The sequence below is a fragment of the Angustibacter peucedani genome (assembly GCF_054779595.1).
The window spans coordinates 1-13,902 of record NZ_BAAGXY010000006.1 but is presented as its reverse complement, the minus strand read 5'-3'; the positions used below and the strand labels follow the sequence as shown (position 1 = coordinate 13,902).

Annotated in this window: 24 protein-coding genes and 1 pseudogene; all 25 read left to right on the top strand. The window is 71.3% G+C overall.

Features of this window, described 5'->3' with window-relative positions; translation table 11 throughout:
* Window positions 1–136 precede the first annotated feature (136 nt).
* On the top strand, window positions 137–556 hold the full coding sequence (rplP, locus tag ACYVJ4_RS02240; RefSeq protein WP_460458477.1) for a 50S ribosomal protein L16: 420 nt from the start codon (window positions 137–139) through the stop codon (window positions 554–556).
* A pseudogene (rpmC, locus tag ACYVJ4_RS02235) lies at window positions 556–771 on the top strand (50S ribosomal protein L29); the annotation flags it as partial. The gene rplP and the pseudogene rpmC, both read left to right, overlap by 1 nt.
* Window positions 772–791: 20 nt before the next feature.
* Complete coding sequence (gene rpsQ, locus ACYVJ4_RS02230) at window positions 792–1,094, top strand: 30S ribosomal protein S17 (RefSeq protein WP_460458476.1); 303 nt, start codon at window positions 792–794, stop codon at window positions 1,092–1,094.
* A gap of 64 nt (window positions 1,095–1,158) precedes the next feature.
* Window positions 1,159–1,527 carry a 50S ribosomal protein L14 gene (rplN, locus tag ACYVJ4_RS02225; RefSeq protein WP_460458475.1) on the top strand — a complete coding sequence of 123 codons (369 nt, stop codon included), beginning with the start codon at window positions 1,159–1,161 and terminating at the stop codon, window positions 1,525–1,527.
* A 2-nt stretch (window positions 1,528–1,529) separates the two neighbouring features.
* A complete protein-coding gene (rplX, locus tag ACYVJ4_RS02220; protein WP_460458474.1) occupies window positions 1,530–1,895 on the top strand; it encodes a 50S ribosomal protein L24 in 366 nt (121 codons plus the stop codon).
* Window positions 1,895–2,467: a 50S ribosomal protein L5 gene (rplE, locus tag ACYVJ4_RS02215; protein ID WP_460458473.1), complete on the top strand. Its 573-nt coding sequence runs from the start codon at window positions 1,895–1,897 to the stop codon at window positions 2,465–2,467. Before rplX ends, rplE begins: the two co-directional genes overlap by 1 nt.
* A gap of 1 nt (window position 2,468) precedes the next feature.
* On the top strand, window positions 2,469–2,654 hold the full coding sequence (locus ACYVJ4_RS02210) for a type Z 30S ribosomal protein S14 (RefSeq protein WP_460458472.1): 186 nt from the start codon (window positions 2,469–2,471) through the stop codon (window positions 2,652–2,654).
* 67 nt (window positions 2,655–2,721) lie between these two features.
* Window positions 2,722–3,120, top strand: coding sequence for a 30S ribosomal protein S8 (gene rpsH / locus ACYVJ4_RS02205; protein WP_460458471.1), 399 nt, complete (start codon window positions 2,722–2,724; stop codon window positions 3,118–3,120).
* Between the two features lie 14 nt (window positions 3,121–3,134).
* Window positions 3,135–3,671 carry a 50S ribosomal protein L6 gene (gene rplF / locus ACYVJ4_RS02200; RefSeq protein WP_460458470.1) on the top strand — a complete coding sequence of 179 codons (537 nt, stop codon included), beginning with the start codon at window positions 3,135–3,137 and terminating at the stop codon, window positions 3,669–3,671.
* Between the two features lie 3 nt (window positions 3,672–3,674).
* Entirely contained in the window at window positions 3,675–4,049 is a 375-nt protein-coding gene (rplR, locus tag ACYVJ4_RS02195; RefSeq protein ID WP_460458469.1) for a 50S ribosomal protein L18, read from the top strand.
* A 46-nt stretch (window positions 4,050–4,095) separates the two neighbouring features.
* Entirely contained in the window at window positions 4,096–4,713 is a 618-nt protein-coding gene (gene rpsE / locus ACYVJ4_RS02190) for a 30S ribosomal protein S5 (RefSeq protein ID WP_460458468.1), read from the top strand.
* Window positions 4,713–4,895, top strand: a complete 183-nt coding sequence (gene rpmD / locus ACYVJ4_RS02185; protein WP_460458467.1) for a 50S ribosomal protein L30 — start codon at window positions 4,713–4,715, stop codon at window positions 4,893–4,895. The genes rpsE and rpmD overlap by 1 nt, the downstream gene beginning before the upstream one ends.
* A gap of 1 nt (window position 4,896) precedes the next feature.
* Window positions 4,897–5,349 carry a 50S ribosomal protein L15 gene (rplO, locus tag ACYVJ4_RS02180; RefSeq protein ID WP_460458466.1) on the top strand — a complete coding sequence of 151 codons (453 nt, stop codon included), beginning with the start codon at window positions 4,897–4,899 and terminating at the stop codon, window positions 5,347–5,349.
* 139 nt (window positions 5,350–5,488) lie between these two features.
* Complete coding sequence (gene secY / locus ACYVJ4_RS02175; RefSeq protein ID WP_460458465.1) at window positions 5,489–6,790, top strand: preprotein translocase subunit SecY; 1,302 nt, start codon at window positions 5,489–5,491, stop codon at window positions 6,788–6,790.
* Window positions 6,790–7,371, top strand: coding sequence for an adenylate kinase (locus ACYVJ4_RS02170; protein ID WP_460458464.1), 582 nt, complete (start codon window positions 6,790–6,792; stop codon window positions 7,369–7,371). Before secY ends, ACYVJ4_RS02170 begins: the two co-directional genes overlap by 1 nt.
* 11 nt (window positions 7,372–7,382) lie before the next feature.
* Entirely contained in the window at window positions 7,383–8,213 is an 831-nt protein-coding gene (gene map, locus ACYVJ4_RS02165) for a type I methionyl aminopeptidase (protein WP_460458463.1), read from the top strand.
* A 36-nt stretch (window positions 8,214–8,249) separates the two neighbouring features.
* Window positions 8,250–8,792, top strand: a complete 543-nt coding sequence (locus tag ACYVJ4_RS02160) for a MauE/DoxX family redox-associated membrane protein (RefSeq protein WP_460458462.1) — start codon at window positions 8,250–8,252, stop codon at window positions 8,790–8,792.
* A 3-nt stretch (window positions 8,793–8,795) separates the two neighbouring features.
* Window positions 8,796–9,656, top strand: coding sequence for a thioredoxin domain-containing protein (locus ACYVJ4_RS02155; RefSeq protein WP_460458461.1), 861 nt, complete (start codon window positions 8,796–8,798; stop codon window positions 9,654–9,656).
* Between the two features lie 95 nt (window positions 9,657–9,751).
* Window positions 9,752–10,357 carry a hypothetical protein gene (locus ACYVJ4_RS02150; protein ID WP_460458460.1) on the top strand — a complete coding sequence of 202 codons (606 nt, stop codon included), beginning with the start codon at window positions 9,752–9,754 and terminating at the stop codon, window positions 10,355–10,357.
* A 1-nt stretch (window position 10,358) separates the two neighbouring features.
* Entirely contained in the window at window positions 10,359–10,850 is a 492-nt protein-coding gene (locus ACYVJ4_RS02145) for a hypothetical protein (RefSeq protein ID WP_460458459.1), read from the top strand.
* Window positions 10,847–12,262 carry an LGFP repeat-containing protein gene (locus tag ACYVJ4_RS02140; RefSeq protein ID WP_460458458.1) on the top strand — a complete coding sequence of 472 codons (1,416 nt, stop codon included), beginning with the start codon at window positions 10,847–10,849 and terminating at the stop codon, window positions 12,260–12,262. The genes ACYVJ4_RS02145 and ACYVJ4_RS02140 overlap by 4 nt, the downstream gene beginning before the upstream one ends.
* Before the next feature lie 199 nt (window positions 12,263–12,461).
* Window positions 12,462–12,683 (top strand): translation initiation factor IF-1, encoded by a 222-nt coding sequence (gene infA / locus ACYVJ4_RS02135; RefSeq protein ID WP_013493543.1) that lies wholly within the window; start codon window positions 12,462–12,464, stop codon window positions 12,681–12,683.
* An 85-nt stretch (window positions 12,684–12,768) separates the two neighbouring features.
* Window positions 12,769–12,882, top strand: a complete 114-nt coding sequence (gene rpmJ, locus ACYVJ4_RS02130) for a 50S ribosomal protein L36 (RefSeq protein WP_034266058.1) — start codon at window positions 12,769–12,771, stop codon at window positions 12,880–12,882.
* Between the two features lie 193 nt (window positions 12,883–13,075).
* Entirely contained in the window at window positions 13,076–13,456 is a 381-nt protein-coding gene (rpsM, locus tag ACYVJ4_RS02125) for a 30S ribosomal protein S13 (RefSeq protein ID WP_460458457.1), read from the top strand.
* Window positions 13,457–13,512: 56 nt separating this feature from the next.
* On the top strand, window positions 13,513–13,902 hold a 390-nt coding region (gene rpsK, locus ACYVJ4_RS02120), incomplete at its 3' end, for a 30S ribosomal protein S11 (protein ID WP_460458456.1).

The window sequence follows — 13,902 nt, the reverse complement described above, 5'->3', positions numbered from 1 at the left end:
CGACCGCGGCGACCGTCCGGCGCGCGGCGCGCGCACGGACCGGCCGACCCGCGGCGCCCGCACCGACGCCCCCGCCGAGACCGCTGCCGCCGCCCCGGCCGAGGCCGCCGGCACCAGTGGAACGGAGGGCTGACGCATGCTGATCCCCCGTCGCGTCAAGCACCGCAAGCAGCACCACCCGAAGCGTTCGGGCGCTGCCAAGGGCGGCACCACGATCGCCTTCGGCGACTTCGGCATCCAGGCTCTCGAGCCCGCCTACGTCACCAACCGGCAGATCGAGTCCGCGCGTATCGCCATGACCCGGCACATCAAGCGTGGCGGCAAGGTCTGGATCAACATCTACCCGGACCGCCCGCTCACCAAGAAGCCGGCCGAGACCCGCATGGGTTCCGGCAAGGGCTCGCCGGAGTGGTGGATCGCGAACGTCAAGCCCGGACGCGTGATGTTCGAGCTGTCCGGCGTCCCGGAGCCGATCGCCCGCGAGGCGATGCTGCGGGCCATGCACAAGCTCCCGATGAAGTGCCGCTTCGTGCGGCGTGAAGGTGGTGACCTCTGATGGCGGTGGGTTCCAAGGACCTCACGAGCTCGGCCCTGGCCGAGATGACGGAGGAGCGCCTCGCCGAGGAGCTGCGCAAGGCCAAGGAGGAGCTGTTCAACCTCCGGTTCCAGTCGGCCACCGGCCAGCTCGAGAGCCACGGCCGGCTGCGCGCCGTCCGTCGTGACATCGCGCGGATCTACACGGTCCTGCGCGAGTACGAGCTCGGCATCCGGACCCGTCAGGAGGGCCAGGCATGAGCGAGACCACGAGCAAGAAGGACACCGTGAGCACCAGCGAGCAGGGCGACCGCGCGTACCGCAAGACGCGCCGCGGCTACGTCGTCAGCGACAAGATGGACAAGACCGTCGTCGTCGAGGTCGAGGACCGCGTCAAGCACGCGCTGTACGGCAAGGTCCTGCGGCGCAGCAGCAAGGTCAAGGCCCACGACGAGGAGAACTCGGCGGGGCGCGGCGACCGCGTGCTGATCATGGAGACCCGCCCGCTGTCGGCCACCAAGCGCTGGCGCGTCGTGGAGATCCTCGAGAAGGCCAAGTAGTACACCAGACCAGTTCCGCAAGGCTCGCCGAGCGCGAGAACCAGCGCGACGACAGGAGTGACCAGTGATCCAGCAGGAGTCGCGACTCAAGGTCGCCGACAACACGGGTGCCAAGCAGATCCTCTGCATCCGCGTCCTCGGCGGCTCGGGTCGGCGCTACGCGGGTATCGGCGACGTCATCGTCGCCACCGTGAAGGACGCCATCCCCGGTGGGAACGTCAAGAAGGGTGACGTCGTCAAGGCCGTCATCGTGCGCACCGTCAAGGAGCGCCGGCGGCCGGACGGCTCGTACATCCGGTTCGACGAGAACGCCGCGGTGATCCTCCGTGGTGACGGCGACCCGCGCGGTACCCGCATCTTCGGGCCGGTCGGCCGGGAGCTGCGCGACAAGAAGTTCATGAAGATCGTGTCGCTGGCGCCGGAGGTGCTCTGACCATGGCGAAGATGAAGATCAAGAAGGGTGACCTCGTCGAGGTCATCACGGGTCGCTCGCAGAAGAACGGCGGCGACCGCGGCAAGCAGGGCAAGGTCATCAGCGTCGACGTCGAGCGCCAGCGCGTGCTCGTCGAGGGCGTGCGCCAGGTCAAGCGCCACACCAAGGTCGGCTCCACCGGCCGCGGCGCCAAGACCGGCGGGATCATCACCCAGGAGGCCGCGCTGCACATCAGCAACGTCATGCTGGTCGACCCCGAGACCAAGAAGCGCACCCGTGTCGGGTACCGCACCGAGACCGTCGAGCGCGACGGCCGCGAGCGCACCGTCCGCGTGCGCGTGGCCAAGCGGTCGGGGAAGGACGTCTGATGAGCACCGCCACCACCGAGGCGCGCGCGCTGCCGCGGCTGAAGCAGAAGTACCGCGGCGAGGTCATGGCCTCGCTCACCGAGCAGTTCGGCTACGCCAACGTCATGCAGGTGCCGGGCGTCGTCAAGGTCGTCGTCAACATGGGTGTCGGCGAGGCCGCCCGCGACTCGAAGCTGATCGAGGGCGCCGTCCGCGACCTGACCGCCATCACCGGCCAGAAGCCCGTGGTCACCAAGGCCCGCAAGTCCATCGCGCAGTTCAAGCTGCGCGAGGGCATGCCGATCGGCGCGCACACCACGCTGCGCGGCGACCGCATGTGGGAGTTCCTGGACCGCCTGGTCTCGATCGGCCTGCCGCGCATCCGCGACTTCCGCGGCCTGTCGCCCAAGCAGTTCGACGGCAACGGCAACTACACCTTCGGTCTCAACGAGCAGTCGATGTTCCACGAGATCGACCAGGACCGCATCGACCGCGTCCGCGGCATGGACATCACGGTCGTGACCACCGCGACCAACGACGACGAGGGCCGCGCTCTGCTCAAGAGCCTCGGCTTCCCGTTCAAGGAGAACTGACGTGGCCAAGACGTCCCTGATCAACAAGGCCGCGCGCACGCCCAAGTTCAAGGTGCGCGGCTACACCCGGTGCCAGCGGTGCGGCCGTCCGCACTCCGTGTACCGCAAGTTCGGCCTGTGCCGCGTCTGCCTTCGCGAGATGGCGCATCGCGGCGAGCTGCCGGGCGTCACCAAGAGCAGCTGGTAACCACTACGCCGCAGGTCCCGGGCCGCACGGTCCGTGAAACCACGGTGAGGAAGGGCAGGAGAGCCCGATGACCATGACCGACCCCATCGCAGACATGCTCACGCGTCTGCGCAACGCGAACTCGGCGTACCACGACAGCGTGGCCATGCCGTTCAGCAAGCTGAAGTCCCACATCGCGGAGATCCTCGAGGCCGAGGGGTACATCTCCTCCTGGGCCGTCGAGGACGCCGAGGTGGGCAAGAAGCTCGTGATCGAGCTGAAGTACGGCCCCAGCCGCGAGCGCTCGATCGCCGGCATCCGCCGCGTGTCGAAGCCCGGTCTGCGGGTCTACGCCAAGTCCACCAACCTGCCCCGCGTGCTGGGCGGCCTGGGCGTCGCGATCCTGTCGACGTCGTCCGGCCTGCTCACCGACAAGCAGGCTCAGAGCAAGGGCGTGGGTGGGGAAGTCCTCGCCTACGTCTGGTGAGGGAGGAGAACTAGATGTCGCGCATCGGACGACTCCCCGTCACCGTGCCCTCCGGCGTGGAGGTGACGATCGACGGCCAGAGCGTGCAGGTCAAGGGCCCCAAGGGCGCCCTGCAGCACATCGTGGCCACCCCGATCGCCGTCGCCCTGGAGGACGGCTCGATCAACGTCACCCGACCGGACGACGAGCGCCGCAACCGCTCGCTGCACGGCCTGACGCGCACGCTCATCGCCAACATGGTCGAGGGCGTCACCAACGGCTACGAGAAGAAGCTCGAGATCGTCGGCACCGGTTACCGCGTGGTGGCCAAGGGCTCCGACCTCGAGTTCGCGCTCGGCTACAGCCACCCCATCACCGTCAAGGCGCCCGAGGGCATCAGCTTCGCGACGGACGGCCCGCTGCGCCTGTCGGTGCAGGGCATCGACAAGCAGCTGGTCGGCGAGGTCGCCGCGAACATCCGCAAGCTGCGCAAGCCCGACCCGTACAAGGGCAAGGGCGTGCGGTACGCCGGCGAGCACATCCGCCGCAAGGTCGGAAAGGCTGGTAAGTAAGCCATGGCCATCACCGTGAAGCGGGCCAAGGGCAAGGTGGCCGCGCGCGGCCGCCGCCACCTGCGCGTCCGCAAGAAGATCTCGGGCACGACCGCGCGTCCGCGCCTGGTCGTCACCCGCTCCGCCCGGCACGTGTTCGTGCAGGTCGTCGACGACGTCCAGGGCCGCACGCTCGTGTCGGCCTCGACGATGGAGGCCGACCTGCGCGCGCTCGAGGGCGACAAGACCGCCAAGGCCCGCAAGGTCGGCGAGCTCGTCGCCGCGCGTGCCAAGGACGCCGGCGTCGACGCTGTCGTCTTCGACCGGGGCGGCAACAAGTACCACGGTCGGGTCGCGGCCATCGCCGACGGCGCCCGCGAGGGTGGGCTGTCGCTGTGACGAGCTCCCACCGCACCTCCGTAGTCGCAGAGAAGAGGAACGTCTGATGCCTGGACCCCAGCGCCGTGGAACCGGTGCCGGTGCCGGCGGCAACGACCGTCGTGACCGCCGCGACGGTGGTCGCGGCGGCCGTGACGCGGCCGAGAAGAACGTCTACGTCGAGCGCGTCGTGACCATCAACCGCGTGGCCAAGGTCGTCAAGGGCGGCCGCCGCTTCAGCTTCACCGCCCTCGTGGTGGTGGGTGACGGCGACGGCACCGTCGGCGTCGGCTACGGCAAGGCCAAGGAGGTGCCCGCGGCGATCGCGAAGGGCGTCGAGGAGGCCAAGAAGGCCTTCTTCAAGGTCCCGCGGATCCAGGGCACCATCCCGCACCCCATCACGGGCGAGGAGGCCGCGGGCGTCGTCCTGCTGCGTCCGGCGGCTCCGGGTACCGGGGTCATCGCCGGTGGTCCGGTGCGCGCCGTCCTGGAGTGCGCCGGCATCCACGACGTCCTGAGCAAGTCGCTCGGGTCGGACAACGCCATCAACATCGTCCACGCGACGGTGGCCGCGCTCAAGGGCCTCGAGCGCCCGGAGGCCGTCGCCGCCCGTCGTGGTCTGCCCCTCGAGCACGTGGCCCCGGCCGCGATGCTGCGGGCGCGGGCCGCCGGGGCTGGTGCGTGATGGCGCGGCTCAAGGTGACCCAGACCCGCTCGGAGATCGGCGGGAAGAAGAACCAGAGGGAGACCCTGCGCACGCTGGGTCTCAAGCGGATCGGTGACGTCGTCGTCAAGGAGGACCGTCCCGAGATCCGCGGCATGGTCGCGACGGTGCGTCACCTCGTGACCTTCGAGGAGGTCGACTGACATGGCCAAGGACACCACGCTGAAGGTGCACCACCTGCGCCCGGCGCCCGGGGCCAAGACCGCCAAGACCCGCGTGGGTCGCGGTGAGGGCAGCAAGGGCAAGACCGCCGGTCGCGGCACCAAGGGCACGAAGGCGCGCTACCAGGTGCCCGAGCGCTTCGAGGGCGGCCAGACGCCGCTGCACATGCGGCTGCCGAAGCTGCGCGGCTTCAAGAACCCGTTCCGCGTCGAGCACCAGGTGGTCAACCTCGACCGCCTCGGCGAGCTCTTCCCGGACGGCGGCGACGTGAGCGTCGACGAGCTCGTCGCCAAGGGCGCCGTGCGCAAGGGCCAGCCCGTCAAGGTGCTCGGCACCGGCGACATCGCGGTGGCCGTCAACGTCACGGCGCACAAGTTCTCGGCCACGGCGAAGGACAAGATCGCCGCTGCCGGGGGCACCACCACCGAGATCTGATCTCAGCCCTGCCGAGCCCGTGACCCGGGCTCACCGGTGACACCCCGGACCCCGCAGCAGCCGGGATCCGGGGTGTTATCGTCCGTAGGCCTGTTCGACGGGCCGCCGACGCCGCCACCGCGGTTCACCAGGAGGATTCGTGCTCACCGCGTTCGCACGGGCATTCCGCACGCCTGACCTGCGCAAGAAGATCTTCTTCACGATCGCGATCATGGCGCTGTTCCGGCTGGGCTCGCTCCTGCCGACCCCGGGCATCTCCTACCCCGCGGTGCAGCAGTGCATCGAGGCCACCAAGGACAACTCGCTGCTCGGCCTGGTCAACACCTTCAGCGGCGGCGCGCTGCTGCAGCTGTCGGTCTTCGCGCTCGGGATCATGCCGTACATCACGGCGAGCATCATCATCCAGCTGCTGACGGTGGTCATCCCGCGCTTCGAGGAGCTGAAGAAGGAGGGTCAGCAGGGCACCACCAAGCTGACCCAGTACACCCGCTACCTGACCATCGGCCTGGCCGTGCTGCAGTCGACGACCCTGGTGTCGGTCGCGCGCGCGACGCCCAGCCCGCTGTTCCCCGGCTGCTCCGCCGACCTGGTGCCCAGCAACTCGCTGACCACGATCCTCATCATGGTCGCCACCATGACCGCCGGCACCGGCCTGATCATGTGGCTGGGCGAGCTGATCACCGACAAGGGCATCGGCAACGGCATGTCGCTGCTGATCTTCACCCAGATCGCAGCGACCTTCCCGACCGCGCTGTGGGCCATCAAGGCCGCCAAGGGCTGGAGCGTCTTCGCCCTGGTGATCCTCATCGGCCTGGTCATCGTGGCCGCGGTCGTGTTCGTCGAGCAGTCCCAGCGCCGGGTGCCGGTGCAGTACGCCAAGCGCATGATCGGGCGCCGCCAGTACGGCGGCACCAGCACCTACATCCCGATCAAGGTCAACCAGGCCGGCGTCATCCCGGTCATCTTCGCGTCGTCCCTGATGTACCTGCCGGCGCTGGTCGCGCAGTTCCAGAGCAACAAGAACGCCGGTTGGGTGGTCTGGATCGAGCGCTACCTGGCGCGCGGCGACCACCCGCTCTACATGATCTCGTACTTCGTGCTCATCGTGTTCTTCACGTACTTCTACGTGGCCATCACGTTCAACCCGGACGAGATCGCCGACAACATGAAGAAGTACGGCGGCTTCATCCCAGGGATCCGGGCCGGGCGACCCACGGCCGAGTACCTGGACTACATCCTCACCCGCATCACCCTGCCGGGTGCCCTGTACCTGGGCGTGCTCTCGATGATCCCGCTCGTCGCGCTCTCGCTGGTGAACGCCGGGAACAACTTCCCGTTCGGCGGCACCTCGATCCTGATCATCGTCGGGGTCGGTCTCGAGACCGTGAAGCAGATCGAGAGCCAGCTCCAGCAGCGTCACTACGAAGGGTTCCTCCGCTGATGCGTCTGGTCATCCTCGGCCCGCCCGGTGCGGGCAAGGGCACGCAGGCCGCGCGGCTCGCCGCGCACTACGGCATCCCGGCCGTCTCCACCGGCGACATCTTCCGGCAGAACATCAAGGACCAGACCGAGCTGGGCCAGCAGGTGCAGCACATCCTGGACGCCGGCGGGTACGTCAGCGACGACATCACCAACGCGATGGTGCGCGACCGGCTGGGCCAGGACGACGCCGCGGGCGGCTTCCTGCTGGACGGCTACCCGCGCACCCGCGCCCAGGTCGACGAGCTCGACGCGATCCTGGCCGAGAACGGCACCGCGCTGGACGTCGTCGCCGAGCTGACGGTCGACCGCGAGGAGATCGTGGCCCGGCTGCTCAAGCGGGCGCAGACCGACGGCCGCACGGACGACACCGAGGACGTCATCCGCACCCGCCAGCAGATCTACGTCGACGAGACCGCCCCGCTGGTCGAGGTCTACCGCGAGCGCGGGCTGCTGGTCGCCGTCGACGGGCTCGGCGAGGTCGAGCAGGTCACCGGCCGGCTGGTCGAGGCCCTCGACGGCGCGCTGCACGAGCGCGCCTGACCGAGGCCCTCGTGCTCAACCGCGACCGGATCCAGTACAAGACGCCCGACCAGGTCCGCGCCATGCGCCGGGCCGGCGTGGTCGTGGGCGAGACGCTCGAGCTGCTGCGCCGCACCGCCGCGCCCGGGGTCAGCACCGGCGAGCTCGACGCGCTGGCCGAGCGCACCATCCGCGGCGCCGGCGCGACGCCGAGCTTCCTGGGCTACGGCCACCCGCCGTTCCCGGGCACGGTGTGCATCTCGGTCAACGACGAGATCGTGCACGGCGTCCCGGGCTCGCGCGTCCTGGCCGAGGGCGACCTGGTCTCGATCGACTGCGGCGCGATCGTCGAGGGCTGGCACGGCGACTCGGCGCTGAGCGTCGTCGTCGGCGCACCGGCCGACGAGGGCGACCTCGCGCTGCTGGCGGTCACCGAGCAGGCCATGTGGCACGGCATCGCCGCGCTCGCGGTGGGCGACCGGCTGCACGCCGTCGGCGCGGCGGTCGAGGACCACGTGCGCTCGTTCGACCACGCCTACGGCATCGTCGAGGAGTACGTCGGGCACGGCATCGGCACCGAGATGCACCAGGACCCGCAGGTGCCCAACTACCGCGTGCGCGACAAGGGCGTGCGGGTGCGTCCGGGCCTGGTCGTGGCGGTCGAGCCGATGCTCACCCGCGGCTCGGCGCAGACGCGCGTGCTGGCCGACGACTGGACCGTCGCCACGCTCGACGGCTCGCGGGCCGCGCACTTCGAGCACACCGTCGCCGTCAGCGACGAGGGCCTGTGGGTGCTGACCGCGCTGGACGGCGGCCAGGCGCAGCTCGAGGCGCTCGGCGCGCCGTTCGCCCCGCTCGGCTGACCCACGCCGCTCGATCAGCGTGTAGCGTCGAGCCGCATGGGAAACCTCGCGCTCGGGCCGTTCCTGGCGGCCGCCGGCCTGCTGGTGCTCGCCGGCCTGCCCAAGCTGCGCGACCCGCTGCCGCTGGTGCGGGCCCTGCGCTCGGTCGCTCTCCCGGGTGGTCCCGCGCTCGTGCGGGCCGCCGCGGCCGCCGAGGTCGTCGTCGGCACGGCCGCGGTCGTGGTCCCGGGCCGCGTCACCGGGGCCCTGGTGGCGGCTGCCTACCTGGTCTTCAGCGGCTTCGTCGCCCTCGCCCTCGCGCGCGGCGGCGTGCTCGCCTCGTGCGGCTGCTTCGGGCGGGCCGACACCCCGCCCACCCGCTCGCACCTGCTGGTGACCGCGCTGCTCGCGGCCAGCGGGGTCGCGCTCGCGGTGGCGCCGTCGTCCCCCTGGACGTCGGCGGGCGAGCAGCCGGCGCAGGGCGCCACGCTGCTCGGGTACGCCGTGCTGGTCGGCGCCCTCGCCTACCTCGTCATCGCCGTCCTGCCCACGGTCACCCCGGCCGCGGTGCGCTCGGCGTCCGCCCCCCGGAGGAGCTAGCCCGTGCTCGTCGTCGTCGTGGCCGAGGCCGTCGCCATCGCCCTGCTCGCCCTGCTGGTGCTCGGGCTGCTGCGCAGCCACGCGCTGATCCTGCGTGCGCTGCACGAGCTCGGGGCCGGGCTGGACCTGGAGAAGGACGGCGCGACCGCGGGTGCCTCCAGCAGCCGCCCCGGGCCGGTCTCGGTCGACATCGAGAGCGGCGTGCAGCCCAACACCCGTCCCGAGACCGCCGCCGCCCCCGCTGTGGCTGGCACGACCCTGGACGGCGAGGAGGTCTCGATCCCGGTCGCCGGGGCCGGACGCCGCACGCTCGTCGCCTTCTTGTCCAGCGGCTGCTCGGTGTGCCAGACCTTCTGGTCGGAGTTCGCCACCGGACGGGTCGACGTCCCGGGGCAGGGCCGGCTGGTCGTCGTCACCAAGGGCGCCGAGGACGAGAGCGCGTCGCGGCTGCGCGAGCTGGCCGGCGGCTCGCTGGAGGTCGTGCAGTCGTCGGCCACCTGGACCGAGTACGGCGTGCCCGGCTCGCCGTACTTCGTCTACGTCGAGGACGGCGTCATCACCGGCGAGGGCTCGTCGACCACCTGGCCGCAGGTGCGCGACCTGATGCGCCAGGCCGTGGGCGACGCCGCCGAGGCCCGCCGCGCCGCGGGCCGCAGCGGACCCGGCACGATCGGCGCCGTGGGGCCGCTGGCCGGCGGCCTGCCCGCGCCGAACGACGACCTGGTCGACGTCGCGCGCGCCGACCGCGAGCTGCTGGGGGCCGGGATCAGCCCGGGGCACCCGAGCCTGTACGCCGACCTCAGCCCGACGGACGCCGAGCCGGCGCCGCACCAGCACCCGTCCGAGGGGCACACCCACCCGTGAGCCCCGTGAGCCCTGCCACCACCGCGCTCGTCGTCGGGCTGCCGCTGGCCGTCGTGGCGGCGCTGCGCTCGACCTGGTCACCTTGAGGGGAGTCGATGCTGTCGAGCATCAGCCCGCTCGGTGAGCGGGCACGCCGTGCCCGGTGGGGGCTGACCGTCGCCGCCTACCTCGTCGGGTCAGTGCTGGGCGGTGCCGCCGTCGGGGTGGCGACCGCGCTGCTGGGATCCCTCGTGCCGTCGTCCGTGCGGACGTCGCCCGCCACCGCGGTGGTCGTGGGCGCCGCGGTGCTCGCCGGCCTGGTGCTGGACGTCCGGGCGCGCGGCGGGGGACTGCCCTCGTGGCGCCGGCAGGTCGACGAGGCGTGGCTCGCGCGCTACCGCGGCTGGGTCTACGGGCTGGGCTTCGGGCTGCAGCTCGGCGCCGGGGTGCTCACGATCGTGACGAGCTCGACGGTGTACGCGCTGCTCCTGCTCTCGGCGTGGTCCGGCCACGTCGGCGTCGGGCTGGTGCTGGGCGTGGTCTTCGGCCTGGCCCGGGCGCTGCCCGTGCTGGCGCTGCACGACGCGCACGCGCCGGCCGACCTGCACCGGTTCTTCGGCCGGCTGGACAGATGGGGGCCGCCGGTCGACCGGTTGGCCCGGGGCTCGTCGCTCGCGGTGGCGGTCGTCGCCGCCGGTGCAGCGTGGACAGGGTGGAGCTGAGATGGTGCAGAGCAGGTACGGCCTGGCGGTCGCCGCCGGCACGGGCAGCTCGGGCTGGGAGACCCGGATCACCCGCCGGGAGCCGCACGCTCCCGACGAGGTGACGCACCCGGTGCTGCACGCGTGCACGCGGGCCATGCCCGCCGAGCGCGGCGACTTCGGCTCGGGCGCCATCGCGCTGCTCGGGGCCGAGGACGTCTTCGTCTCGCTGATCGAGTACGGCTCCGAGGTCGCCGACCAGGGGCTGTTCGAGGTGCAGGGGCGCCCCACCGTGCGGCCGTCGCACTTCGGCGTCAACCGGCTGGTGCGCGCCTACCCGGGCATGAGCGCCGCTCAGTACTTCTACTCCGAGGGCGGCCGGGCGTTCTGCCTGTTCGTCGTGATCGGCGCGCACTCGCGCCGGATGGCCCTGGTGCCCCGCGCCGAGCAGCTCGTCCGGTCCGTGCGCGTCACCGACCGACGGACCATGCTGCGACAGGGAGCGATGCCATGACCACGCTGCAGGAGGCCACGACCGCCTCGACGATCGCCACGCGCGTCGTCGACCGCGTCGCGCGCGGTCTGGGGCGGTTCAGCCGCCGCGGGTTCCTCGTGCAGACCGCCGTGGTCGGCTCGGCGCTCGCGGTCGACCCCAAGGGCTACGTGCTGACCCCGCAGACGGCGGCCTCGACGGTCTGCGGTCCGGCCGCCTCGTGCGCCGCCGGGTACACCGTCATGTGCTGCACCATCAACAAGGGCGTCAACGGCTGCCCGCCCGGCACCTTCGCGGCCGGCTGGTGGAAGGCCGCCGACTCCTCGTGGTGCGGCGGCGGCTACCGGTACATCGTCGACTGCAACGCCAGCTGCTCGGACTGCACCTCAGGGTGCTCGGACGACCACATCTGCAACAGCTCGTGCTGGAGCTGCAGCTGCCGGTGCTCGTCGTCGTCCGGCTGCGACAAGCGCAAGGTCTGCTGCAACGCCTTCCGGTACGGGCAGTGCAACACCCAGGTGCGCTGCTCGGGCGGCGTCGCCTGCCGCGTGGTCAGCTGCGTGGCGCCCTACCAGTGGGCGAACTGCACGACGACCTCGCTCACCGACAACTCGACGTCCGAGCACAGCGCCCCGTGCCTGCCCAAGGCCGGCGCGATCCAGCGCAAGTACGACGCGCTCGGCTCGAACGGCGGCGCGCTCGGCGCCTCGACCAACGCCATCCGCTCGGTCGGCGACGGCCGCGGGCAGTTCCTGTCCTGCCAGCACGGCCGGATCTACGCCGCACCCAACCCGGGCGCGCACGCGATCATGAACGGCTGGGCCCTGACCCGCTGGCAGACCCGCGGGGCGACCAAGGGCGTGCTGGGCTACCCGACGTCCGAGGCCGTCGCGGCCAAGGACGGCAAGGGCCTGGTGCAGCTGTTCGAGGGCGGGGCCATCACCATCACGCCGGGCCGCACCAAGGTGGGGGCCGTCTGGTCGTCGGCCTACACGGTGTGGGTGCGGCTGGGCCGCGAGACCGGCACCCTGGGCTACCCCTCGGGCGACCGCGCCTACCCGACCGGCACCACCTGGTGGGTGCAGACCTTCGGCGCCGGGGCGATCGCCGGCACCACCCACGGCACGGTGGAGGTCACCGGCGCGATCTACACCCGCTGGGCCGCGCTCGGGGGCGCCACGAGCGTGGTCGCCTACCCGGTGGCCGCTCCCGCGAGCGGTCGCGGTGGCGACGGCACCGGCCAGCGGTTCCAGAGCGGCGAGCTGTGGAACCTGGACGGCCGGCCGGCCTACGTCGTGCGCAGCCGCGTGCTGACGCAGTGGAAGGCGGACGGCGGGGTGAGCGGCCGCTGGGGGTTCCCGCTGGGCGACACCGTCGTGCACGGGAACGGCACCCAGGAGCAGACCTTCGAGGGCGGCGTCCTCACCGCCTGAGCACCGGCCGGGGGCCGCCTCGGTTTGGGTTCTGAGCACGACCTGGCGTATCCTGCTGTGTCGGCTCACGATCCATCTCGTCCTCGCCCCGTCCCGCGGCTGGTTCTGGCGGCATGAGGACGCTGTCACACGTGTGCTGAGCACGAAACACCACGAGGTCGTCCGAGCCTGGGCGCCCTCACGACGGAATGCGGAGGACATGGCGAAGAAGGACGGTGTCATCGAGATCGAGGGCACGATCGTCGAGGCTCTGCCGAACGCGATGTTCCGCGTCGAGCTGAGCAACGGCCACAAGGTGCTGGCGCACATCTCAGGCAAGATGCGCCAGCACTACATCCGGATCCTCCCCGAGGACCGCGTGGTCGTCGAGCTCAGCCCGTACGACCTCACCCGCGGCCGGATCGTCTTCCGGTACCGCTGAGGTCCGCACCCGCACCACAGCACGACAGCACGGCCCGCTCCACCCGCACGACCGAACCGTTCACCACGAGCAGACAGCAGGGTTGATGAAGGTCAAGCCGAGCGTCAAGAAGATCTGCGACAAGTGCAAGGTGATCCGCCGCAACGGCCGGGTCATGGTGATCTGCGAGAACCTGCGCCACAAGCAGCGCCAGGGCTGAGCAGAGCACCGCGCACCACCCGCACGACTTCACGACCGCAAGAAGACAGCCGCAGCACCCGACCCCCGCACCGCCGCCCCCGGGCGGCACCGCGGGACGCCACCCCCGGCCGCGGAGGCCGGAGACCCCACCACGCGGTGGGGAACGGTGCTGCACCAGACCTCCGCAGACACCAGATCTGGAGACACGCCACATGGCACGTCTGATCGGCGTCGACCTCCCGCGCGACAAGCGCGTCGAGGTGGCGCTCACCTACATCTTCGGCGTCGGGCGCACCCGCGCCCAGCAGACGCTCACCGCCACCGGGGTCAGCCCCGACGTGCGCGTGCGCGACCTGAGCGACGACGACCTCGTCAAGCTGCGTGACCACCTCGAGGCGAGCTTCAAGCTCGAGGGCGACCTGCGTCGCGAGGTGGCTGCCGACATCCGCCGCAAGGTCGAGATCGGCAGCTACGAGGGGCTGCGGCACCGCCGTGGCCTGCCGGTGCGCGGTCAGCGCACCAAGACCAACGCGCGTACCCGCAAGGGGCCCAAGCGCACCGTGGCCGGCAAGAAGAAGGCCGGCCGCAAGTAGCAGCCCCGAGCGTGCGTGTCGCGCACGCCTCACCTCTGACGTAGGAGAACCACCACATGCCTCCGAAGGGCCGTACTGCCGCGGGCGCCAAGAAGGTGCGCCGCAAGGAGAAGAAGAACGTCGCCCACGGGCACGCTCACATCAAGAGCACGTTCAACAACACGATCGTGTCGATCACCGACCCGACCGGTGCCGTCATCTCGTGGGCCTCGGCCGGCCAGGTCGGCTTCAAGGGCTCGCGCAAGTCGACGCCGTTCGCCGCGCAGATGGCGGCCGAGGCCGCTGCCCGCCGCGCCATGGAGCACGGCATGCGCAAGGTCGACGTCTTCGTCAAGGGCCCGGGCTCGGGCCGCGAGACCGCGATCCGCTCGCTGACCGCGACCGGCCTCGAGGTCGGCTCGATCCAGGACGTCACGCCGGTGCCCCACAACGGCGTCCGTCCCCCC